Raw genomic sequence first — 22968 nt, 5'->3', positions numbered from 1 at the left:
CGAAACTGTTTGGTTAATTCGCGGCTGATTACGCATGATACTACTTGACGCGCGGTTGCTGGGTCATTTTGAAACTGTGCCGATGTTAATTCTTTTTTCAAACAATATTTTGTCCATAATTTGATTGTTTCTGGTTTGACTTGCCAATCGCTGTAGTATCCTTTGTTGGGTGTGCTTTTTGGCGCCGATTGTCGGAGTGCTTCAACCATTGCAGCAACTTGAGAATCTGAGACTTTTGGCTGTTGTGCTAATGCTGGAAGTGAAGACAACCCAAGAGTGATTATCATTCCACTAACTAGTACTCGCATAAATGTTATTTGTCCTGAACTCTACATACTGCATTTTATCCTTATGCGGACAAAGATGTTTTAATTGTGCCGAATCTACGGTCACGTTTTTGGTAACTCAGCAAAGCTTGATGAAAAGCTGTTCTATCAAAGTCGGGGAACAGCACATCGGTAAAGTACATTTCTGTATATGCCATTTGCCAGAGTAAAAAGTTACTCAACCGCATCTCACCACTAGTGCGAATCAGTAAATCGGGTTCTAGTGAATTTGCTGTATATAGCTGTTGCGAAAATAACTGTTCATCTATATCTGTCGTGTCAAGTTTGCCTGTTTTCACAAGCTCGCCAATTTGACGACATACGTTAATTATTTCATGGCGCCCACCATAGTTAACAGCGATATTGAATTGCAGCGTCTGGTTGTAGCGTGTTTTTTCAACGGCAAGATCAATGAGCTTAACAAGTGACTGCGGTAAAGCAGATAAATCACCAATAAATCTAATTTGTACACCTCCAGAGTGCATTGCGTCTAACTCTTTTTTCAGCGCGCGTTCAAACAACCGCATCAAAAACTCAACTTCCTCAAACGGTCTACCCCAATTTTCTGTAGAAAAAGCATATACAGTTAGCGCTTTAATTCCCCAATCTTTACAGCACCGCAGTATATTTTTTAACGTTCTAACACCTTGGCGATGTCCTGCGATGCGCGGTAAACCACGCTGTTTTGCCCAGCGACCGTTTCCATCCATGATTAAAGCTACATGTTGCGGTAAACGCTGCGAGTCTAAGTCAATAGGTAATTGAGTAATAGTCTTATTCATAGAATTTATATCAAATTAGCGAGAGTTAATTACAAATAATTCGTTCAAGTACTGCGGTGTCAGAGTGTTATTCCATTTCAATAGGTGTAACATTGTATAGGTAAACACTAAAATCAAAGTAATTTTATTATTTAGTGTCCAAGCTTCCCATTTAAGCGTTTTCATCATACGGGTGAGGGTGCGGAATAAATTGTTACGCACCTCACATTGACGACGGGTTTTGATAAAGATACTGATAACTCTCTGTAAAGATGTATCGGGATATGCCCAAACTCCAAATCCCCAAAACTTTGTCATATGGTTAATTTCGTCTATAGCAAGCTGCTCAAGTACTGAATATAATGTGTCTTTTGTGTGTGCCATCATCCATATATATAAACAGGTGGCGCCGTATTCAGTCGCAACTCGATGTAACCCATGACGATATAAATCTTCATGTAGGTCGTCGGTTGGTAGATAACCTCGAACCGTTCGTAAAGTCGGTGTTATTTTTTCCCCTGTGAGTTGGTGATAGATTTTTTGTAGTGCTGGGGTGTGTTGACGTTCTTCTTTTTCCCACAGTCCAAGTTCTATTAATTCGTTGTGTTCGTTAACAGCACCTCCAACAAATCTTGCTAGAGATGGATGTAGAGATTGTAGATATTGACGGCTAGTTTGCGTGTATCCTCGAATAGGCGCCTCGGTATCTAAGCTACCTTTGAGGATAGCTAAGAACACATCAATATCAATACCAATTATTTGGTCACGGTTTATTGCTTGCCAGTCTATATATTTCCAAGGACGTGGTTGAGGATTGGTAAATTGTGCTGGTAAGTCTTGTAAGCGCGCGTGTAAATGGTTGAGTGTAAGATATCTGTCGAGTAACGTGCGAATTCGGTGTTGGGTTTGCCAGAAGTTAGGCTTTTGATTGCTTTGTAATAAGTTGACGGTATTAAGCATAGTTTTATTTAGATGTGATTTTGATCCCCCCCAACCCCCCCTTAATAAGGGGGGGCTAAGAATGATTCTTGTTCCCCCCCTATTAAGGGGGGCTAGGGGGGATCAATTTGTTACAACAGCTTAATTTACGCCGGATATTTTTGTCAGTCGGGGAAAGTAGGGAGTTTGGATATTGATGTAAGTCTGAAAAGTCAGGGAAAAAGTAGGATTTACAGAATCTTGTCGTAAAGTCTGGAAATTAGAGCTTAAACTGGGACTAGTTATCTATATATATAGTCAGTATAGTGAGGCGATGAACGCTGAAGCAGTTTTGGCATGGTTAGATACTTTTGTTCCAGCGCATACCGGAGAAACTTTGAGCGAACTGGAAAGAATTATTCTTCAGCAAGTTTGGTTAGGTAGAAAATACTTAGAGATAGCTAATCAATACGGATGTACAGAAGGACATGCTAAAGATGTTGGTTCGCAGTTGTGGAAGTTGCTATCGAAAGCGCTCAAACAGAAAATTACCAAAGCTAACTGTCGTTCAATTTTAGAACGGTGTTGTCGTAAAGCTGCTACTATATCTGGTTTCCGACCTGTTTGTGTTGCTGTGGCGCCTGTAGAACATAAAATAGATATTGGAAATATTAACTTTTTAGGAAGGGGAGAAGCAATAACGCACCTGCACACACTCAAAAATCAGGGAGCAAAAGTTATAGTTATTCAAGGAGAAGGTGGTTTAGGTAAAACAACTCTCGCTACTGAGTACCTGCATGGTGAGTTTGATTTGGTGCTAGAACTTTTGATGGCAAAGGAAACGCAGAATATTACTGCAGCAGAGCATGTTTTAGAAGAATGGCTCAAACAAGACTTTAATGAAGAACCGGGTGTAGAATTTGGCGTATCGCTTTTGAGATTAAAGCGTCAATTACACGGACGAAAAATTGGTGTATTAATTGACAATATAGAATCAGCGCTTGATGGACAAGGTAGATTTATTGAGGCATACAGAAATTACGTTGAGCTATTAAGAGTATTGAGTGATACGCGCGTTAATTCAACAACTCTAATAACGAGTCGCGACAGGTTATGTGAACCAAGTTTAAACGTCGAACATTACCGTCTTCCAGGTTTAGAAAAATCCGCATGGCTACAATTTTTTAAGAACCGAGGAGTAGAAATAGACTTACCAACCTTAGAAGACATGCAGCGCGCGTATGGTGGAAATGCCAAAGCAATGGGTATACTGTGCGGTACAATTCAAGAAGACTTCGCGGGTAACATGGCAAGGTATTGGCAAGAAAACCGCGCAGACCCCCTTGCTGTCATAGATTTAAAGAATTTAACAGTCAGTCAAATTAACCGTTTACAATCTCTTGATTTATCAGCTTATCGTTTATTATGCCGTTTAGGCTGCTATCGTTATCAAGACGTAGCAAAAATTCCCACCTCTGGACTTTATAGTTTGCTTTGGGATATACCTGCTACAGAACATCGTCAAATTATCACCTCATTAAGAAACCGTTCATTAATCGAATGTCATCAAGGAGAATATTGGCTGCATCCAGTAATTAGAGCAGAAGCTATTTCACGCTTACGTGCAAGTGCAGACTGGGAAATAACCAACCAAAAAGCAGCAGAATATTGGACAGACAGCATACAGCAAATAACAGCATTCAAAGATGCCATACAAGCACTAGAAGCTTATTATCACTACATTGAAATCAACCAATTTGAACTAGCAGGCAAAGTCATTCTCAAAAGCAGAAATAATCAATGGCACCAATATTTACCACTAGGCAGCACATTATACAGAATCGGCTGTGTACAACCGCTAATTTCCCTAATTAATCAAATCATTAACATCACTCACGATTACAACTTAAGCGAGCTTTACAACATCCTAGGAGACCTATACTGGATTACAGGAAAAATCACAAGAGCAATTACATGCCAACAAAAAACCATACAATTAGTAACGCAAAATCTCAAATCACTAATACCCCAACAAGAAAACAAACACAAAGCATATTACCTGCGAATGCTAGAAGTTGATTCACTATTAAGTATCGGGTTATATCAGCTCGACTTATGGGAACTCGAAGCATCATCACAATTATTCCAGCAAGTTATAGATAAAGCGCAAAACACCGACCATCATCGCTGGGCAGAAAAAGCGATACTTTGTCTAGCATTAGTAAATTCTTACTCAGGGTGTCATGAAAAAGCGCGCGAAGCAGTATCAGCATCTCAAATCATCACCCAAGAACTAAACGAAAATACAGGTAGACACGCATACTTTATTCAAATGCTTGGTCAAACATATCTTAACTTAGGTGATTATATTCAAGCCAACCAAATGTTTACCACTGCATTAAACTTTGCTGAAAAAAGCCACTACACACAAGTCAAGGCAAAATCTCTTAGTGGGTTAGCACAAATATACCATCACCAGTCAGAATTTGAACTCGCACTTACATACCACTCACAAGCAATAGAACTATTAGATAAAATCGGTGCCAAGTGTGACTTAGCAGTTGCTTACTTCCAACTAGGTCTAACGTTCCAAAAGCTGCAACAACCAGCAAGTCAAGAAGCTTTTGACTCAGCTATTGAGATATTCACCCAAATGCAGGCGCCGAACCAAGTAGAACGAGTGCGATACGTACTTCTAAATCATTCCTAGAAATTAGCACTTACGCATCTTATGCATTTAATTATACATAATGCAACCTGTAATATTCGGAGAGGGAAACACGAACTCCAAACATCACAAACTTGTATTGATGATAAAATACAAATCTAATACTAATATGTATTAAAAAACTTAACCCGCCGAAACTAGGCGGGTTTTTTCTTTAGGGTCTCTAAAAGTGAGTCGTGAATTTGCCTAAGATGCTTATTTTCTTCTCTTAGGCGGCGGACTCCCCCAGCGCTTGCTCGTACTGCTGGAATTTCTGATTATGCTTCTCAAGAATTTCCTGCATTTTTTGAACTTGTAATTTTAGCTCATCTATCTCCTGAAGTTTTTGAGACTGGCCAGGGGTAGCAATATACACATCTATCATTTCCAAGATTATGTCAGTAATGCTTCTGCCCTCGCTCTCAGCCTTGTTTTTAAAAACCTCCTTCTTGTTTTCAGGTATTGCAATTGATACAAAAGTTCTTTTTTTTGCACTCATCGTTATCTACTACCTAACTTAACTGCTTCTATTTTATTTCACCTGTATTGATAATTGTATTCGTGATTGTATTGACATGTGTTGATGATGCAATACAATAAAATACAGTCGCTTAATTTCCCAATTTGGGTGTAAGTCAACTATAAGCATGGATGCAGGACGCATTTGAGAAGAGTAAAACATAAGTATTAACCAGGAGTGCTTGTGAAACAAACGACCATAGAAGCTTTGCTACGAGCTTATATAAAGTTACAAGACTGTAGCGACGAGCTTTATTCTTCATCGCAGGAAGCGTTAAACAATAACGACCTCGTGGATGCTGACTTCTTGCAAAGCCAAGCAGATAGAATATTTGAACAGGCTGAAAATCTAGAGTCTTTAATTTCCGAATTGGAGTAATAGCAATGAAAACAACAGAAGATTTAAGAGCCAAAGCAAAGGAACTGTCATCTGAAGTAACAAGCTACAGTAAGCAGGGTATAGAACTTATACATGCTGGTAAGCGCAAAGAAGGACACGAACTGATGCGTAAAGCTTACGAAACTAGCAAGCGCTGTCAAGCTGTTCTCGGTGAGATTATTCGCCGGGAAAAACTACTTAGCTAAATGTAGAACATCTAAGTCCAGTTTTTGAGGCGCCTCTTTTAACGAGCTTGAAGAGCGCCTTTCTGCATTATTTATGTACAACTGAGATATTCACCCAAATGCAGGCGCCTAAACAAATAGAACGAGTTTCAAAATATCAAAAAGCAATTTTACGGAATTGAAGAGCGCTGGTTTGTATCGATCAATATAATCTTACAAACACAGTAAACAATATGTTGAACCTCAAAAAAAGCGCAAAATATTTCGTTTTATTACCAGTTATTAGCGCAACTTTATTCGCTGGACTTGCAAACGCAGAAACAATAAGAACAAAGAACTTTAGCGTCAAAATTACCAGAAATTGTGCTGAAGGAAATGTAACTTGTAACAATGTATCATATGTAGGCAAAGATTTAAAGACAGGTAGATCAATTCGTTTAACTGGCAAAACAATCCATACAAGAGGCGCCGATGGTGTTACACCAAGCCGTTTCCTTGGTTATGAGTTCCGTAACAATCAATATCTTTACCGAGTAACATCAGATAATAAACTACAAGTCTATAAAAGCGGAAAATTAATACTTCAAGAACAAGGAACTTTAATAGATTAATTTTTCTATAATAAAAGTATAATCTTCATTATCAAAATCCCGGTTTTGCAGTAAAAACCGGGATTCTAATTTTTACGTGCAGGCGCCAACTTTATGTAGTTTTAATTTATTACTTAGTACAGGTAACTATCATACACATTAGTATAGTTTAATTTTTGATTAAAAATTAGTTATGATAATTATGTTAGCATTAAATTAAAATATATAAATTTTTGTAAATAAAAAGTCATCATGAACTGCTTACGCTAGGACAAATGGAATAGCCATAGGACATTAGGTCTTTTCCTAACTTATATTTTCAAGACAATAAATTGTATAAAAACTTTTATGAGAGGCAAAAGTGTTTTATTATTTGCAGTAACTGATGGTGAAACCAAAGCGTGAAAAGAGAGTAATAAAGTGAAAAGAGAGCTTCCAAAATACTATAAGCCATTGATTGTTTTTGTTTGCACATTATTTTTTGTCTTTTCCAGTCAGGCAGTCATTGCATGGAGCAATCGCAATCCGGAGGATGGAAGAGGACGGAATGTGGACTTGATTGTAGGTGGCGATTACGTCGTGACTATGAACGATGCACAATCCGTTATCAAGAATGGTGCAGTTGCAATCAAGAACGGTAAAATTATTGCGGTAGACAAAATAGGCAATATTCAGGCATCTTACAAAGCTAACAGGGTACTTCCAGGCGAAGGGATGGTGCTGATGCCCGGTCTTGTCAATGGTCATTCTCATTCAGCAATGGTACTGTTTCGTGGTCTAGCGGACGATTTAGCGTTGCAAGATTGGCTTCAAAACTATATCTTCCCTGCGGAAGCAAAGTTTGTTGACGACAATTTTGTTCGCGTCGGTGAACAGTTAGCTTGTTGGGAGATGATACGGGGTGGAACAACGACTTTTGTTGATATGTACTTTAAGCCGGATGTTGCGAGTCAAGTGGTGAATGAATGTGGTTTACGTGCCATTATTGCACCATCGTCAATAGATTTTCCTAGCCCTGGTTTTCAAGGATGGGATGATGCGTTTGCCACAGCTGTAGATTTTGTAAAACGCTCGAAAGGCAAGAACCCACGTATTACACCAGCCATTACTGCACATGCTCCATACACTGTCTCGCCAGAGCATTTGAAGCAGGCTATTGAGGCTGCACGTCAATACGATGTCCCCCTGACAATTCACTTAGCAGAGACAAAAACCGAAGTAGAAGATGTTCAAAAGCGCTATAATGCGACCCCAGTGCAACACTTGGAAAATCTCGGCTTCTTGGAGCCGCGCGTTTTTGCCGCGCACGTAGTATGGCCTAACGAAAGTGAAATAGCCTTGATGGCGAAACGTAGTATTGGTGTTATCCACAATCCTGACTCGAATTTAAAACTAGCTTCAGGCTTTGCGCCAATTCCAGCGATGTTGAAAGCGGGAATTAAAGTTGGTCTGGGTACAGATGGAGCTGCCTCGAACAACGTTCTTAATATGTGGAACGCAATTCGTCTCACTGCCCTCATCCATAAAGGCACAACTCTCGATCCCACTGCTGTACCAGCTAAAACTGTATTGCGTATGGCAACAGTTGGTGGTGCAGAAGCACTCGGCTTGGCAGATAAAATTGGTGCTATTAAGGTGGGACTTCAAGCAGATTTGATTCAAGTTGAGCTTAACGAACCACATTTAATCCCTATTTACAATGTAATCTCCCATCTAGTTTACGCAGCAGATGCCCAAGATGTTGATACTGTTATTGTGGATGGAAAAGTTCTCATGCAAAGACGTAAGATGCTTACCCTTGATCCGGAGCGGATTCGTCTTGAAGCTACTTCCATTGCTGATAGAATCGACGCTGAGTTACGACCTAATAAAGACGCTCAGTCATAACACGGAATTGTGATAGTTGTAAAAATTATATTCACGTAGAGACCGAATTAATACGGTCTCTACAACGTGCAAATTTTACGAATCATGCGCGGATTGCTATAAAAGTCTAACTATGAGTTTTGCTTTAATCAAGCATTGAGGCGCCCAGTTATCAATGCTCGACGGTCAGAATTTAATCTAAAAATGAAGGTTTTGACCCAACGCATAAATTAAAACTTTAGTAGCTCCTAACTTGCACATTCAAAAAATCCATATACAATAAGGGTTCCAAAAAATGTGCTAGTTCCATATTTTACTGGAGCTTTGCGGCGCCAGTCGGAGGCTTATATCTTGCACCTACACCCTATAAGGGTTGGACTATACGAACAAAGCCTGCCTACGCAGGCTAAAAAGGCTATTTTATCGTGTTATTGATAAATATTTATGTTTATTGTAAATATAAAAATTAAGTATTAATACGTTGGTGCAAGATGTGAGGTAGAATAAGTTAGATAATCTTTATCATGTGCGTTTCAATCCTTAGTAGGGACTAATTTTAATTGCAATCGCGCGCTTGTATTCGTTCTGGCTATAAAGTTTCAGTTTCAATCCCTAGTAGGGATTAATTTGAATTGCAATCTGTGTTAATTACTGCAGCGACTTGGTAAGCGCTTCAATAATTGTTTCAATCCCTAGTAGGGATTAATTTGAATTGCAATCTTGAAGCGCGCGACATGATTATGTGTGTTGGTTGGTCGTTTCAATCCCTAGTAGGGATTAATTTGAATTGCAATTTGGCGTAGATTTGATGCCATTGCGCGAAAATCAAGAGTTTCAATCCCTAGTAGGGATTAATTTGAATTGCAATAACTCTATAATCGCTTCCCGTTGGGTCTAGTGCGTTTCAATCCCTAGTAGGGATTAATTTGAATTGCAATTCGCAGGTGCCTCTTAGTTCCGTTTGCTATGATTTGCCGTTTCAATCCCTAGTAGGGATTAATTTGAATTGCAATATCCAAGTTAATTGAAATTCATAATCTTTTGACGTTTCAATCCCTAGTAGGGATTAATTTGAATTGCAATATCAGGCGCCTGAAAGCCTTTGTATATGTAGTTTTCATGGTGCGGATGCGCGGATGGTCTAATCATATCACATAAAATAGTGTTTTGATTTTACTAAAATGGCTGGAACCATTTCTGGACAAAGTGCGCGGGTAGTTTTAATTTTTAAATCGCTGTAATTATTGCAGTAGCTTGATTTTAGAGATTTTTGATAGAACTAACTTTTCTACACCTACCCACCCGCGCATGATACGAGGTTACGCAGTTGAATACGTAGATGGGAATGACGTACTATTCGGTAATTATACAATAGGCGCCAGTTTTCCTATAATTGTTTAATTATAGTATGCTCTGAAGCGATACATTGCATAAGTAAAAGCTTGTCATAAATATAAGAGTATGGGTGTTGCTCTCATACTAGTTACCTGTGTCTATATTTATATTGTTGGAGAATATTAACTTTTAAGCCTTCTCCGTTTATACATGAATCTTATTATACATATTCAAAAAATATCTAGATTGCATTACTATTAAATTATCTATATATGAAAAATAATAAGTTTGTAATTGCTCAAAATTCTTCTAATAACTCAAATGAAGTAGTGCGTGCTGAGAATAATATATATGTATTTGCGCTAGCAATTAGTATTGTAATCGTTATCTTGTTTGTTATATATAAATTTTATTACTCGAAAAGAAACAAAAGTACTGCAGTAGAAACGCCTCAAGCTACTTATTCCACCTCTCCAGCGTCAGTACATCTACCTATTCATGTTATCAATTCAGAGTCTTTGGAGTCTCAATTGCGTGAACTCGCATTTAAAGCATGGACAACAGAAGCTAGTTTAACACATACTCCGTTTTTATTAAATCCAAGCAACTTTCCTCATATTACCGAGCCTGCAAAATTTGTAGAGCTTTTATTATGTCATACTAGAAATACTGCACCTGGGTTTGAAATACCATATATGGTTCCCCATGTAGTTGTTGAAGCTATACCATTTGCAGCAGGACTATTTCAGGTAGATGAAGAAGGCTGGGTAACAATTAAAGTTGGTTCAGATTTCTTTAATGATAAATTAGCTGCACAAGCTATTTTAGCTCATGAGGTCTGTCACTATATTTTAGAAAACTCTGGAATTCGTAAAAGTGATTATTTACTCAACGAACGTTACACTGACATGTGTATGTTTGTCTGTGGCTTTGGGCAGATTTTCAAAGCTGGTTATAAACGAGAAATGGCGCAGAATGACTACCGTCCGGGACATCGTTTAGGTTATTTAACCGACGCTGAATACCTATATGCAAGTCACTTTGTTGAACAACTGCGTACTAGTGATGAATTTTCACATATAAGCGAACTAGAAACACTCAAAAAACGAATGCAGCAGCTTGTTTATGACCCAGACGTTTGCGCGCGTTTAATTGAAGCAGCACGCAGGCGCCTGCCAAACAAGTCAGAAGTCGAACTATATAAAAACGAAATTGACCGCATAGAACGCGACCGTAGATAATAAGTTAGTAGCAGCGCACAGAGCGTACCAGGCGCCTGTCTCAAAATGGAGTTAGTGATAATGTCAGAGAATATTGATAATTGGTTTAACACTGCTCGGTTTGGAATGTTTGTCCACTGGGGACATAGTTCTCAGCTTGGTGTTGAATTATCATGGCCACTTGCAGGTGGTGTATTTAGTTTGCCTTTTTGTAATAACATTGAAGTTGATGAGTATCATCAAAGTGCAAAAACTTTCAACCCACAAAAATATAATCCTCAAGAGTGGGCAAGTTTAGCAAAACGCTTGGAAATGCAGTATGCCATTTTGACAGCTAAACATCACGATGGCTTTGCTATGTTTCATACTCAAGCGTCAGATTTTTCGATTAATAACTCGCCACATCAGAAAGACATTGTAAGAGAATTTGTAGAGGCAATGCGTTCTCTTGGTATTCGTATCGGGTTATATTTTTCTTTAATTGATTGGCATCACCCTGATTATCCAGCTTTTACCGAAGCAGATAAACCTTATAATCTTCTTAAACACCGTCAGCCTACAACCCAACAATGGCAGCATTATACAGATTTTATGTTTGCCCAAGTGCGGGAATTATTAACAAACTATGGCAAGATTGATATTATTTGGTTTGATGGTAGTTGGGAGCGAACACCAGAACAATGGAAAGCAGCAGAACTAAATGATATGATTCGCGCGTTGCAACCAGATATTTTAATCAACGACCGTTTACCAGGTTTCGGTGATTTTACTACCCCAGAACAATTTATCCCTCCCCAACCTCTTGATACGATGTGGGAAGCTTGCATGACCATTAATGAGAGTTGGGGTTATAATTCTGTTGATACTAATTTTAAATCATCACGACAAATAATACACACTCTTTGTGAAGTAGCAGGTAAAGGGGGCAATTTACTATTAAATGTTGCCCCAATGGGTGATGGACAAATTCAACCAGAATTGCTCGAACGTCTAGCAGTACTAGAAACTTGGATGCAGGCACATCAAGAAAGTATTATTGGCACACAACCCGGTTTAGAACCTTGGCAATTTTATGGTTCATCTACGCGCAAAGGAAATTTAATTTATTTACATTTACTTTGGAAACCATACGAAACAATTTCTGTACGAGGAGTCCCAATTAAAAAGATACAATCCGTATACAATTTGAAAGATAAAACTCCTCTTCAATACACTACTCGTTGTGCAATTATAGAATCATTTAATTCTAACCCCACAGGAGAGTTAACAATTACTGTACCAGAATCATTAATTGACCCTTATGCTACTGTTATTGTTATTAATATTACAGATGATTAAGTAAATGGCGCCTGTTTTATAGTGATTTATCTTTTTTACGAATATTTCCGGCTCTTGCGTACTTAGCGTGCTAATTTAGGGAAAAATAAGCTTAAAACTCTTGCTGGGCTTATCTTACAGCTATTATTACCTTCAGAACGGTATTCTTGTCCAAAATTAAAACTAAAAGCGTCTGTAAGCCTTGTAAATCAAGCATATTTATAGATTTTAATTAAAATTTAGCACGCTATGTACGATAGAACCCTTTTTCATAACTTAGAATGCAATTAATCATTTATGAATGTAGTTTTATTCCTGAAGGCTCTCTACTAATTGTGTTTCCATTGTCGATAATGAAGCTAGCTTTTCTTCTAGAGTTTGCTTGCGTTCACGTATCCCTTGTAAACGTGCCATTTTAGCTTCTTTACTAAAGAACTGGTCGAAAAGGATGTCTTTTTCTTCTTTTGTCATTTTTCCTATGCATGGGTCTTGGTCAATTTCATCGAGCGCACGCCATATTTCAAGCGTTTCTGGTGTTGGGGTGCTGTCAGTTTGGTTCATGGTATTAGTTTAACAAGGTTGTTAATCAAGTGTTTGTGAGTCACGTCGCTGTTGTTGCCTAGTTAGAAACTGATTAGGGGGGATCAGTGCATATGTTAACTCTGACTGGAAATATTAAGTCTGTATAAACTTGTAACCGAATGGGTATAAAACTGGTATGTTTCGATTTAGCTACTTAAACTGTAGATTTAAAATGAAAAGTACTATAAAACGTATAACAAAATACAATAAGCGTTTAATGCGTTTCATGCTGCCAATGTTGACGACAGCGTTGTTATGTGTGACATCACCAGTTTTTGCTCAATTGCCCAATACGTCCACTATATCTATAACACAACAGTCCGGCGCCTCTCTCGAACAAACCGCGCGCATTTTATACGGGGAAGGTAAGTATTCTGAGGCAGCAAGTTTATTTCAACAAGCGGCGAAAGCTTATCAAGCAGCTAAAGACCCTATTAAACAAGCGCTCAGTTTAAGTAACTTAGCACTATCTTACCAACAATTGGGACAATGGAACGATGCAGATAGTTCCATCACAGACAGTATTAAGATATTAACGAGCAGTTCACAACCAGGACAACTATCCGCGTTAACACAAAGTTATGATATCCAAGGTGAGTTACAATTAGCGCGCGGGCAAGCGGAAGCAGCGTTAAAAACCTGGCAACGTACTGAGTCTTTATATAAGCAGCAAAATAATCCTAAACAAGTACTGATGAGTCAAGTCAAACAAGCAAAAGCGTTACAAAACTTAGGGTTATATCGCCGCGCGGTGGAACTACTGGCATCTGTGTTAAATTTATCTAACACAACGAAACAAGAAGACCTAAAAACTGCTTTACAAAAAGTTCCTGCATCACCTGAAACAGCAGCAGCATTACGAACTTTAGGTGATTCATTACGGGTTATTGGTAATTTACCTCAAGCCAAGCTTATTTTAGAACGAACTTTAGTCATTGCCCAAGAGTTAAAGTTACCTGAAACAATTGCTCTAACACAACTTAGTTTAGGAAATACATCACGCGCGCAAATCAATTTCGATGCTACTTTGGATGATAAAGAGCGTATACAAGTTGATACACAAGCTGCACTCAACTTTTATCAACAAGCTGCAACATCCGCACCCAGTATTAAAGTTCAAGCACAGTTAAATCAACTTAGCTTACTTGTAGATACCAAACAAGAGGATGCTGTTAAAAACCTGCTGCCAGAGGTGAGAAAAGAAGTTGAAGCATTACCACAAAGTCAAACTGCTATCGACGCGCGTATAAATCTTGCTCAAACAATGATGCGGATGCGTTCCAATGATTATATGCTTGATACTGCGAATATTTTGGCAGTTGCAATCAAACAAGCGCAAGAGTTAGGCAACCCCCGTACACTCGCTTATGCACAAGGTAGTCTTGGCAGTGTTTACGAACGAGCGAAGCGGTGGAAAGAAGCAGAAAAGCTTACGAACCAAGCGCTTCAACTCGCACAACAAGTTAATGCAGGTGACATTGCATATCTGTGGCAGTGGCAGTTAGGAAGGGTAACAAAGGCACAAAATAAGAATGATGTTGCTATTGTTGCTTATAAAGAAGCCGTTGGTACTATTAAATCATTACGGGCAGATCTAGCGGCCGCAAGTCCTGACGTGCAGTTTTCTTTTCGTAATGCTGTTGAACCAATTCATCGTCAACTTGTAGAATTACTAGTAAGTTCACAAAATAAAGACAATCTCAAAACCGCGCGTGACGTAATAGAAGGATTACAGTTAGTTGAACTCGATAACTTCTTTCGTGAAGCTTGCTTGAATGCCAAACCCGAACAAGTTGATATAGTTGATGCCAAAGCAGCAGTCATTTACCCAATTATCCTTGAAGACCAGCTTGCTGTGATTACCAGTCTACCAAAACCAGGCGCCGACCCCAACTCCAAAGATAATCGTGACTTCCACTACTACAAATCAAAAATTACTAAACAGGAAATTGAAAAACTAGCAGCACGTTTAAATGACGACCTTAGACAACCAACAGCGGCAATTATTGATATCATGTTGCCGAAACTGCAAAAAATGTATGATTACGTGATGCGTGATGCAGCCAATGATATTACAACGAGTAAAGTTGAAACACTTGTATTCGTGTTAGATGGTGTTTTGCGGAATATACCAATGTCAGCATTACACGATGGTAAGCAGTTCCTTGTAGAAAAGTATAGCGTTGCCTTGACACCAGGATTACAACTACTGGCGCCGCGTTCACTACGACAAGAGCGTTTAGGAGCATTAGTAGCAGGGTTAAGTGAAGCTCGATCTGGCTTTCCAGCACTACCAAACGTTGCACAAGAAGTTAACAAAATACAATCAGAAATACCTTCTCAAGTACTGCTTAATCAAGGTTTTACAGACTCCGCATTTAGATCCCGAGTCTCAACTGCTCCCTTCCCCATCGTACACTTAGCAACACACGGTCAATTTGGCTCAAACGCCGAAGACACATTTATCATTACATGGGATAAAAAAATCAAAGTCAACGACCTAAGTGGAGTATTAAAAACCGTTGAACTATCGCGCAATAACTCACTAGAACTTTTAGTACTTAGTGCGTGCGAAACAGCAGCAGGTGACTCAAAATCTGCACTTGGACTTGCAGGTGTTGCAGTACGAAGTGGCGCCCGTAGTACAATAGCAACGTTATGGCAAGTTAACGACGAAGCATCAGCAATACTAATGAGCCAATTTTACGACGAACTTGTCAAAGCTGGTAAAACAGGTATATCAAAAGCTGAAGCACTGAGACGCGCGCAAGTAGCAATCTTAAACAACAAAGATTACAAATCACCCTACTACTGGGCTGCATATGTACTCCTAGGAAACTGGACATAAAACTATTATCCATATTGTGGAACGGGCATCCTTGCCCGTCACGTCTCTACTACTCATTTTAATTAATATTTTTTAATTTTAGATACAAGTCTAACACATATATTTAAGTATGTAGACACTTGAGTATTCAGATATTTAAATGTTGCCTCAATCAATATTTCATAATCTGTAAGCTATCATTCAGCGCCTACCTTAAGCCCTTATAACAACTACAGAGCGTCCTTTTTTAGTTGTCACGTTTTTAGTTTTCAAACGGTCGAGAAAAGCTGGTGCATTTTCGCGTCTATCAAAAACGAACAACCAACCGTAATCTGCTTTTACTCTTTCCAAATAAGCTTCTAACTGTTTTAAAATGGACATGCAGACGTTACAGTACGTGCGTTTGGTGTAGCTTGTGGCGCCATTGCTACAAGCTCGACACTCCCATCGGTATTTTTGACCCAACCTTGCGCTTCAACTACCGCGTTTTGCACTTTGTTAGGGACTATATTTGATACGTTTCTATTATTATTGTCTAAAGTTGCTAACTTGGTAGTGTTGGTTGTACCTGGTAAAGCTTCGAGTGGACTGGGTGGTAAACTACCTCGTCCTGTAATGGTAAATTCTCCTAATGGTTTGGCACCAGGTTCTCTGGGACAAATTTGAGCAACTTTACGTGTAGCATCAACGACTTCTTGGGGTAATTCAATTAATCCTTGCTGTGGTTTAATATCAGGTTGAGTAATAGAAACATTTCCTTGGACACCAAGTTGAGAACTTGCGGTGATATCACTCTTATCGTCTGATGGTATCGTGCGGGGTTCAATACCAAAGATACCTTGTGTCTGGATATTTATGTTACCACCTTTACCAGTAAAAGCATTAGCTGTGATATCGCTATTTTCTGTGGGGACGGCAACAATAAAACGAGAATTAATATCAATATTACCTCCATCACCACCTTTTTCTTGAGTACCTGCGTTGGTGGAAATTTGGGCGCCTCGTCTGAGTAAAAGTAAATCGCTGTTGAGTTTGATGTTACCACCGTTACCCGATGCAGAATTCGCTTGAAGTTTTCCTTGATTATCTAGTGTTATATTTGGGGAATTGATTTCAATATCACCTGTGGTTCCTGAACCAGTGGAATTGACGAAGAGGCCAGCATTGGCGCCGATATTTCCAACGCTGTTGGGAAAATTAGTCAGACGGTCATTGTAATTCGGGTCGTTACCGTTAATCGTTACCTTGTCAGTAGCGTTGACTGTAATTTTACCAGCAGATCCGTTGCTCTCGGTAGTTGTGGTAAGTTGTCCACCGTTAAGTGCTTCAAATACATTAGTATTTAAGGTAATATCGCCACCCTTATTGTTATTTCGGGTGCGCGCATCTAATAAGGCACCGTCTTGTAAATTAAAGGAACCTGCATCAATAGTAATATTGCCACCCTTGCCAATGGAATTAGAACCAGTAAATGTCAAGAAAGCACTAGAAAATCCAGCCTCCTGACTAGTACCAGAAACATTTACAGAATCCTTAACATTAATTTGAATATTACCTGAACTTCCTTGCCCATCTGTGCTGGCTTCCAATTGAGCGCCATCTTGTAGAGATAATAAAGCTGAATTAATAGTAATGTTTCCTCCGTTACCTTGTGTACCTGTTTCGGCTCGGCTAACAATTCCACTACGAAATGTATTACTTCCACCAGAGATAGTTACCGCATCAGAAACATTAATATTGACATCCCCTGCATCTCCTTGTCCATCCGGTCTACGAACCGAAGTTTTCAGTTGAGAACCATCAAGTAGTGATAGCGATCTTGCGCTGAGGTTGATATTACCTCCTTTTCCTACACCTCCTGATTCTACAGTGGCAAAAATTCTGGCATTCTTGTCTAAGAAAACAAAATGAGATGCACCTATTGTCACGTTACCTGCTTTTCCTTCTCCAAATGTACCTGCGACAATTTGAGCTTCATCATCCATAGACAAAGAACCTGCATTGATATTAATATTTCCCCCACTCCCTTTTGTTCCTATTTCTAAAAGGCTGCGAATTCCACTGCTAAAAATTTTGTTTACACCATTAGAGGATGTTTTAAAAGTGGGGGGCTATCGTAAGAAAGCTCACAAGGTTTAAGCTGAAATTACAGATAACAGCACCTTGTGAGTCAATGACTAAAGAATATCGTAGCAACTTAACGAATGGAACAGTGGGAACTGATCTCAGACCTTTTCCCGGAAGCTAAGACAGGTGGTCGTCCGCGTAATACAGTGATGTACGCAGTCGTAAATGCAATACTTTACGTGCTTTGTGAAGGTTGTACATGGCGAGGTTTGCCAGGGGACTTTCCTCCGTGGCAAACAGTTTATGGATATTTTCGAGCATGGCGTCTGGACGGTACTTGGCTCCTAGTTCATGACAAATTATACCAGTGGGTAAGAGTCGCGGCAGGACGAGAACCAAGCCCATCTGAAGCTGCCGTGGATAGCCAGTCGGTAGAAACAGCAACAATGATATACCAAGAAGTTGGTTATGACGCAGGTAAACAGATACACGGACGAAAACGTCATCTAACAGTAGATTTACTTGGGTTGGTTTTACGAGTTTTGGTTACGTCTGCTTCTATTCCTGAGCGGCAAGGAGCGAAAAAAGTCCTAGAACGAGTTCATGGTATGGGAGGTAAAGTAAGGCGATTACACACAATTTGGATGGACGGGGGCTATAGAGGAGAGGAGTTTGCACGTTGGGTGATAGACATGTTTCGGTGGATTGTTGAAATTGTTCTCAGACCCTTGGAAAAAAAGGGCTTTGTCCATTTACCAAAAAGGTGGGTTGTGGAGCGAACATTTGGATGGCTCAACTGGTGTAGGCGCCTGAGTAAAGATTATGAGCATTTGCCCGAAACCTCAGAAACTTTCATTTATATTGCGATGATTCGCATCATGGTCAGGCGATTAGCGTAATTTTTAACTTGCTTTGACTTTTAAAACATCCTCTTAAGAAACAGGACTACAAATGCGAACTCTGTGGAGCCAAATTATTAAGTGATGAGCAGGTACAAATACATCATATTGATGGCAATCATAACAACTGGATAAATAAAAATATTGTCGCAGTACATAAAAGCTGCCACGATTATATCCACTCAAGCAATCAAAGATAATCGGAAGCCGGATGCAGCGAAAGTGGCATGTCCGGATTTAAAAGGGAGGTGCGGGGAATAATATCCCCCATCGACCTAACCAGCTTCGTAAGCGAGGGTGTAAATTTTCTTTTCGTTTAAACTGCTGTAAATAAAGAACTTATTGCGCTTTATTGGGATATTGGTAAGATGATTGTTGGGCGCCAGCAGGGCAATAGCTGGGGTAAATCAGTCGTTGAACAGTTAGCGAAAGACTTACAATCTGAGTTTCCTGGTATTAGCGGATTTTCTGTCCGCAATATTTGGAATATGCGTAGTTTTTATATAGCATACTATCAGAATGAAAAAATGCAACCATTGGTTGCAGAAATTGCTTGGACTCATAATATAATTATTTTAGAAAAGTGTAAAGATGATTTAGAACGAAAATTTTATATTAGAATGACTAAAAAGTTTGGTTGGACTAAAAATGTTTTAATTCACCAAATAGAGAACCTTATCAAATAGTTTCTAGCGTTCCGCAAGAACTCAAAAACAAACTTCCTGCTCCAGAACAAATTTCTAAACTATTGGAGGGGGTTGAGTAAAAATAATATGAGAAAACCAGTATGACATATCAAATTTGGAATGCTCCGATTTTGTAATTATTTGTTAGGCTAGTAAATGTTGATATTAAAACCTCTCCGGAGGTTGCTTCACATATTTAAAATCCAACATTCATCAGTCAAATGCCTCACAGTCTAGTCCTTAACTTACTACCCCAGTCAAGCATCTATCCACAATTTTTATCTGGTAGGCATTATCATGCTTTATTTCTCAACCTTGTCAGTTCTGTGGATAAAAGTTTAGGCGATATCCTTCATGATACAACCACAGATAAAGCTTTTACGCTTTCGCCTATACAAATACACCGCAGACAACCAGCACTTAAAAACAATATTCTGCAATGGCAGCACCAAGAACCTATACAACCTGAGACACCTTGCTGGTGGCGCCTGTCTTTGCTTGACGATACCTTATTTAGTAGACTAACGCAGCTTTGGTTAAATATAAATCCTGAAAAAGCTTGGCATTTAGGCTCTGCTGACTTGTTTATTACCAGTATCCAAGCTACACCTCAGTCAAACCAACCTTGGGCAAACGCCTGTACTTATACCCAGCTATATGAACAAGCAAGTGGCGCCGAACGAAGCATCAACTTTATATTTGCCACTCCAACAGCTTTTCGGCAAGGAAGCTTCGATACAGCATTACCCAGTAAAGAGTCAGTATTCAAAAGTTTACTACAACGCTGGAATAAATATAGCAGCATAGAAATATCACCTGAAATAATAGATTGCATTTTTCCAAGCTTTTTCAACATCCGTACAGAAATAGCGAGTGACTCCCGCAGTAAATTTATAGGTTGTGTTGGGCAAGTAAGCTATAAAATTATGGGAGAAGTCGAACCAGAAGTCATCAAACAAGTAAACGCGATAGCTGACTTTGCACTATACGCAGGAGTCGGAAGGAAAACACCAATGGGAATGGGAATGGTACGCAGGCAAACTAATTAGACAACATTTTACCTCATTTCCCCTATATCACTGCGAACCATAGGGTGTTTTTTAGACAGGACATAAAATTATGCCCAAAACACTTACCCAATAAAGCTTTGAAGAATTTAGCGATGTTCATAGGTTCGCGGTAACTCTGAAACCCTTATCAATAGAGTATTTCAGCCATTTATGCCCATACCAATCTTGACACCTCAAGCTCTGAAACGCTATTCTTATTCTAGATTCGCGGTACAGTACCTTGAAAACCAAATACAGCAAAGCTTCCACAGCGAGCCATTGCAATTTCTAATAATCCCTTTAAGGGATTGAAACATTGATAGCTTTACCTTGACCCCCGACCATCTCTAATTGCAATTTCTAATAATCCCTTTAAGGGATTGAAACAACCACGCGCGCTCACTTGGTAACGATGACTTAGATTGCAATTTCTAATAATCCCTTTAAGGGATTGAAACTTCCGTAGACTTTGTGTGTTCCTGGACTAGCAGGGATTGCAATTTCTAATAATCCCTTTAAGGGATTGAAACATTCCCTCTGACACCGATATAGCCAAACACTTTTACATTGCAATTTCTAATAATCCCTTTAAGGGATTGAAACGATTGTACTACTTTCATGGAGGATAGCAGTACAAGAGATTGCAATTTCTAATAATCCCTTTAAGGGATTGAAACAGTACGTTGTTTATATTGTCGCTATTGATGCGCCATTGCAATTTCTAATAATCCCTTTAAGGGATTGAAACAGTTCGTCGCGTATGGAGGTTTGGGCAAAAACATAATATTGCAATTTCTAATAATCCCTTTAAGGGATTGAAACGGATGAAATCTCCCGTATCGTATGACACATCCACATTGCAATTTCTAATAATCCCTTTAAGGGATTGAAACCGTCGATGAGGCACCACTAACTAATGCGCTATCCCATTGCAATTTCTAATAATCCCTTTAAGGGATTGAAACAGCGTAATCAATAGCTGTTGAACAAGCAAGGTTTATTGCAATTTCTAATAATCCCTTTAAGGGATTGAAACATAGGAAGTTTTTTTGTAAAAGCCAACGATAGTTTATTGCAATTTCTAATAATCCCTTTAAGGGATTGAAACTATTATCAAGGTGTTGCATGGTAGTAGTTATTAAATTGCAATTTCTAATAATCCCTTTAAGGGATTGAAACTTCTGCTTATGAAGACTTGATGGAAGCACTGCCTCTGTACGTATTGCAATTTCTAATAATCCCTTTAAGGGATTGAAACTAACCCATTAGCACTTGAGTATGCTATTGTTGTTAACATTGCAATTTCTAATAATCCCTTTAAGGGATTGAAACTTTTCGACGAAAAAAGCGCTTGAGCCAACGAAAACTTATTGCAATTTCTAATAATCCCTTTAAGGGATTGAAACATGGAAGAACTATTAACTATCGACTTAAAGTCCAATTGCAATTTCTAATAATCCCTTTAAGGGATTGAAACTCACGCTGAAATTTGATATCCTCTAACTGATACCTATTGCAATTTCTAATAATCCCTTTAAGGGATTGAAACATCAACGTCGGAGCCGTTCAGCAAGAAATAGAATATTGCAATTTCTAATAATCCCTTTAAGGGATTGAAACTTTGAATCGCAAAAACAGCACTCAATCAGAATCGCTGGATTGCAATTTCTAATAATCCCTTTAAGGGATTGAAACCTTCAGTTCCAATCAAATCAGCAGCAAGTTTGAATTGCAATTTCTAATAATCCCTTTAAGGGATTGAAACTCCGTGTTGTTTGTTTATACATCTAATATAGTTGATTGCAATTTCTAATAATCCCTTTAAGGGATTGAAACATGAAACAGACAAGGAATTATTTTATTGTATAGATTGCAATTTCTAATAATCCCTTTAAGGGATTGAAACTACGAATCCTACTACCATTGTTACCAGCAAAAGATTGCAATTTCTAATAATCCCTTTAAGGGATTGAAACTGGTGGACATCCATGACCTAAATCTATTACAAATTATTGCAATTTCTAATAATCCCTTTAAGGGATTGAAACGTAAGATTTAATCAGTCCTTCGATGGATTCGCATTGCAATTTCTAATAATCCCTTTAAGGGATTGAAACCAAAATAAAGGCTCCTGATTTGCCTCCAATTATGATTGCAATTTCTAATAATCCCTTTAAGGGATTGAAACATGGGTGAAGAACACAGAACAGACCAACACTAAAATTGCAATTTCTAATAATCCCTTTAAGGGATTGAAACGAATTTTCCGAAGAAGCTGGAGGCGCCAAATCTCATTGCAATTTCTAATAATCCCTTTAAGGGATTGAAACATTTAAAGAGACTTAAACAACGTTTTGAGCAAGGATTGCAATTTCTAATAATCCCTTTAAGGGATTGAAACTGGCTTATTTTCAGATTCTTCGTATTCAAGCAAATTGCAATTTCTAATAATCCCTTTAAGGGATTGAAACAGAACCCGTCCAGCAAGTAGTACTACCTAGCTTTATTGCAATTTCTAATAATCCCTTTAAGGGATTGAAACACAGCTAGTATTGATTAAATTGGTTGCGTATTTATTGCAATTTCTAATAATCCCTTTAAGGGATTGAAACCAAAAAACTGCCTCATTCCCAACCTTTGACACTGGATTGCAATTTCTAATAATCCCTTTAAGAGGATGTTTGAAAAGTCGGCAGTTGAGTAAAAAAAGCTCTCAGGGCGTAAGCTGTTAATTA

Annotated in this window: 16 protein-coding genes, 3 pseudogenes and 2 CRISPR repeat arrays; of the genes and pseudogenes, 12 read left to right on the top strand and 7 right to left on the bottom strand. The window is 38.7% G+C overall.

Features of this window, described 5'->3' with window-relative positions:
- The 3 genes from AC2JBO_RS28325 to AC2JBO_RS28315 form a co-directional block, all read right to left on the bottom strand.
- A partial coding sequence (locus AC2JBO_RS28325; protein ID WP_496956965.1) for a hypothetical protein occupies positions 1-308 on the bottom strand: 308 nt, incomplete at its 3' end.
- A gap of 41 nt (positions 309-349) precedes the next feature.
- Complete coding sequence (uppS, locus tag AC2JBO_RS28320) at positions 350-1108, bottom strand: undecaprenyl pyrophosphate synthase (RefSeq protein ID WP_496956964.1); 759 nt, start codon at positions 1106-1108, stop codon at positions 350-352.
- A gap of 15 nt (positions 1109-1123) precedes the next feature.
- The gene (locus AC2JBO_RS28315; protein WP_496956963.1) at positions 1124-2047 is read right to left on the bottom strand and encodes a ferritin-like domain-containing protein; all 924 of its coding nucleotides are present in this window, start codon (positions 2045-2047) and stop codon (positions 1124-1126) included.
- A gap of 292 nt (positions 2048-2339) precedes the next feature.
- On the opposite strand from AC2JBO_RS28315, the gene AC2JBO_RS28310 reads away from it, so the two are divergent.
- Entirely contained in the window at positions 2340-4715 is a 2376-nt protein-coding gene (locus tag AC2JBO_RS28310) for a tetratricopeptide repeat protein (RefSeq protein ID WP_496956962.1), read from the top strand.
- A 226-nt stretch (positions 4716-4941) separates the two neighbouring features.
- On the opposite strand, the gene AC2JBO_RS28305 is transcribed toward AC2JBO_RS28310, so the two are convergent.
- Positions 4942-5211: a hypothetical protein gene (locus tag AC2JBO_RS28305; RefSeq protein WP_496956961.1), complete on the bottom strand. Its 270-nt coding sequence runs from the start codon at positions 5209-5211 to the stop codon at positions 4942-4944.
- 204 nt (positions 5212-5415) lie between these two features.
- Here AC2JBO_RS28305 and AC2JBO_RS28300 point away from each other — a divergent pair, with 204 nt between their 5' ends.
- The 6 genes from AC2JBO_RS28300 (at position 5416) to AC2JBO_RS28275 (ending at position 12144) form a co-directional block, all read left to right on the top strand.
- A complete protein-coding gene (locus AC2JBO_RS28300) occupies positions 5416-5610 on the top strand; it encodes a hypothetical protein (RefSeq protein WP_496956960.1) in 195 nt (64 codons plus the stop codon).
- Positions 5611-5615: 5 nt separating this feature from the next.
- Positions 5616-5816, top strand: coding sequence for a hypothetical protein (locus AC2JBO_RS28295; RefSeq protein WP_496956959.1), 201 nt, complete (start codon positions 5616-5618; stop codon positions 5814-5816).
- Positions 5817-6028: 212 nt separating this feature from the next.
- Positions 6029-6406, top strand: a complete 378-nt coding sequence (locus AC2JBO_RS28290; protein WP_496956958.1) for a hypothetical protein — start codon at positions 6029-6031, stop codon at positions 6404-6406.
- Between the two features lie 399 nt (positions 6407-6805).
- Positions 6806-8272: an amidohydrolase gene (locus tag AC2JBO_RS28285; protein WP_496956957.1), complete on the top strand. Its 1467-nt coding sequence runs from the start codon at positions 6806-6808 to the stop codon at positions 8270-8272.
- Positions 8273-8781: 509 nt separating this feature from the next.
- Positions 8782-9334: direct repeats of the CRISPR family, unit length 37 nt; unit sequence GTTTCAATCCCTAGTAGGGATTAATTTGAATTGCAAT.
- Between the two features lie 524 nt (positions 9335-9858).
- Positions 9859-10827, top strand: a complete 969-nt coding sequence (locus AC2JBO_RS28280; protein WP_496956956.1) for a hypothetical protein — start codon at positions 9859-9861, stop codon at positions 10825-10827.
- Positions 10828-10887: 60 nt separating this feature from the next.
- Positions 10888-12144: an alpha-L-fucosidase gene (locus tag AC2JBO_RS28275; protein WP_496956955.1), complete on the top strand. Its 1257-nt coding sequence runs from the start codon at positions 10888-10890 to the stop codon at positions 12142-12144.
- 288 nt (positions 12145-12432) lie between these two features.
- Here the strand turns inward: AC2JBO_RS28275 and AC2JBO_RS28270 are convergent, their stop codons facing one another.
- Positions 12433-12684: a hypothetical protein gene (locus AC2JBO_RS28270; RefSeq protein ID WP_496956954.1), complete on the bottom strand. Its 252-nt coding sequence runs from the start codon at positions 12682-12684 to the stop codon at positions 12433-12435.
- Between the two features lie 193 nt (positions 12685-12877).
- Between AC2JBO_RS28270 and AC2JBO_RS28265 the strand changes: the two genes are divergently transcribed.
- A complete protein-coding gene (locus AC2JBO_RS28265; RefSeq protein ID WP_496956953.1) occupies positions 12878-15553 on the top strand; it encodes a CHAT domain-containing protein in 2676 nt (891 codons plus the stop codon).
- A gap of 192 nt (positions 15554-15745) precedes the next feature.
- On the opposite strand, the gene AC2JBO_RS28260 is transcribed toward AC2JBO_RS28265, so the two are convergent.
- Positions 15746-15913 (bottom strand): hypothetical protein, encoded by a 168-nt coding sequence (locus AC2JBO_RS28260; RefSeq protein WP_496956952.1) that lies wholly within the window; start codon positions 15911-15913, stop codon positions 15746-15748.
- On the bottom strand, positions 15901-17517 hold the full coding sequence (locus AC2JBO_RS28255; RefSeq protein WP_496956951.1) for an autotransporter outer membrane beta-barrel domain-containing protein: 1617 nt from the start codon (positions 17515-17517) through the stop codon (positions 15901-15903). Before AC2JBO_RS28255 ends, AC2JBO_RS28260 begins: the two co-directional genes overlap by 13 nt.
- A gap of 188 nt (positions 17518-17705) precedes the next feature.
- Here AC2JBO_RS28255 and AC2JBO_RS28250 point away from each other — a divergent pair.
- The 4 genes and pseudogenes from AC2JBO_RS28250 (at position 17706) to cas6 (ending at position 20233) form a co-directional block, all read left to right on the top strand.
- A pseudogene (locus AC2JBO_RS28250) lies at positions 17706-18498 on the top strand (IS5 family transposase).
- 65 nt (positions 18499-18563) lie between these two features.
- Positions 18564-18698 (top strand): annotated as a pseudogene (locus AC2JBO_RS28245) (HNH endonuclease); the annotation flags it as partial.
- A gap of 123 nt (positions 18699-18821) precedes the next feature.
- Positions 18822-19172, top strand: a pseudogene (locus AC2JBO_RS28240) (DUF1016 N-terminal domain-containing protein); the annotation flags it as partial.
- A gap of 233 nt (positions 19173-19405) precedes the next feature.
- Positions 19406-20233 carry a CRISPR-associated endoribonuclease Cas6 gene (cas6, locus tag AC2JBO_RS28235; RefSeq protein ID WP_496956950.1) on the top strand — a complete coding sequence of 276 codons (828 nt, stop codon included), beginning with the start codon at positions 19406-19408 and terminating at the stop codon, positions 20231-20233.
- Between the two features lie 278 nt (positions 20234-20511).
- Positions 20512-22917: direct repeats of the CRISPR family, unit length 37 nt; unit sequence ATTGCAATTTCTAATAATCCCTTTAAGGGATTGAAAC.
- Between the last annotated feature and the right edge of the window lie 51 nt (positions 22918-22968).

Source organism: Calothrix sp. CBUCES-K 9914 (genome assembly GCF_059640475.1).
Note: the sequence above shows the minus strand (reverse complement) of the source record. Positions and strands in the feature narration are given on the sequence as shown.

Coding starts and splice junctions, on each gene's coding strand:
- AC2JBO_RS28275 (WP_496956955.1), top strand. CDS start 10,888: ATGTCAGAGAATATTGATAATTGGTTTAACACTGCTCGGTTTGGAATG.
- AC2JBO_RS28295 (WP_496956959.1), top strand. CDS start 5,616: ATGAAAACAACAGAAGATTTAAGAGCCAAAGCAAAGGAACTGTCATCT.
- AC2JBO_RS28305 (WP_496956961.1), bottom strand. CDS start 5,211: ATGAGTGCAAAAAAAAGAACTTTTGTATCAATTGCAATACCTGAAAAC.
- AC2JBO_RS28280 (WP_496956956.1), top strand. CDS start 9,859: ATGAAAAATAATAAGTTTGTAATTGCTCAAAATTCTTCTAATAACTCA.
- AC2JBO_RS28260 (WP_496956952.1), bottom strand. CDS start 15,913: ATGTCCATTTTAAAACAGTTAGAAGCTTATTTGGAAAGAGTAAAAGCA.
- AC2JBO_RS28270 (WP_496956954.1), bottom strand. CDS start 12,684: ATGAACCAAACTGACAGCACCCCAACACCAGAAACGCTTGAAATATGG.
- AC2JBO_RS28290 (WP_496956958.1), top strand. CDS start 6,029: ATGTTGAACCTCAAAAAAAGCGCAAAATATTTCGTTTTATTACCAGTT.
- AC2JBO_RS28310 (WP_496956962.1), top strand. CDS start 2,340: ATGAACGCTGAAGCAGTTTTGGCATGGTTAGATACTTTTGTTCCAGCG.
- AC2JBO_RS28255 (WP_496956951.1), bottom strand. CDS start 17,517: ATGGATGATGAAGCTCAAATTGTCGCAGGTACATTTGGAGAAGGAAAA.
- uppS (WP_496956964.1), bottom strand. CDS start 1,108: ATGAATAAGACTATTACTCAATTACCTATTGACTTAGACTCGCAGCGT.
- AC2JBO_RS28265 (WP_496956953.1), top strand. CDS start 12,878: ATGAAAAGTACTATAAAACGTATAACAAAATACAATAAGCGTTTAATG.
- cas6 (WP_496956950.1), top strand. CDS start 19,406: ATGCCTCACAGTCTAGTCCTTAACTTACTACCCCAGTCAAGCATCTAT.
- AC2JBO_RS28315 (WP_496956963.1), bottom strand. CDS start 2,047: ATGCTTAATACCGTCAACTTATTACAAAGCAATCAAAAGCCTAACTTC.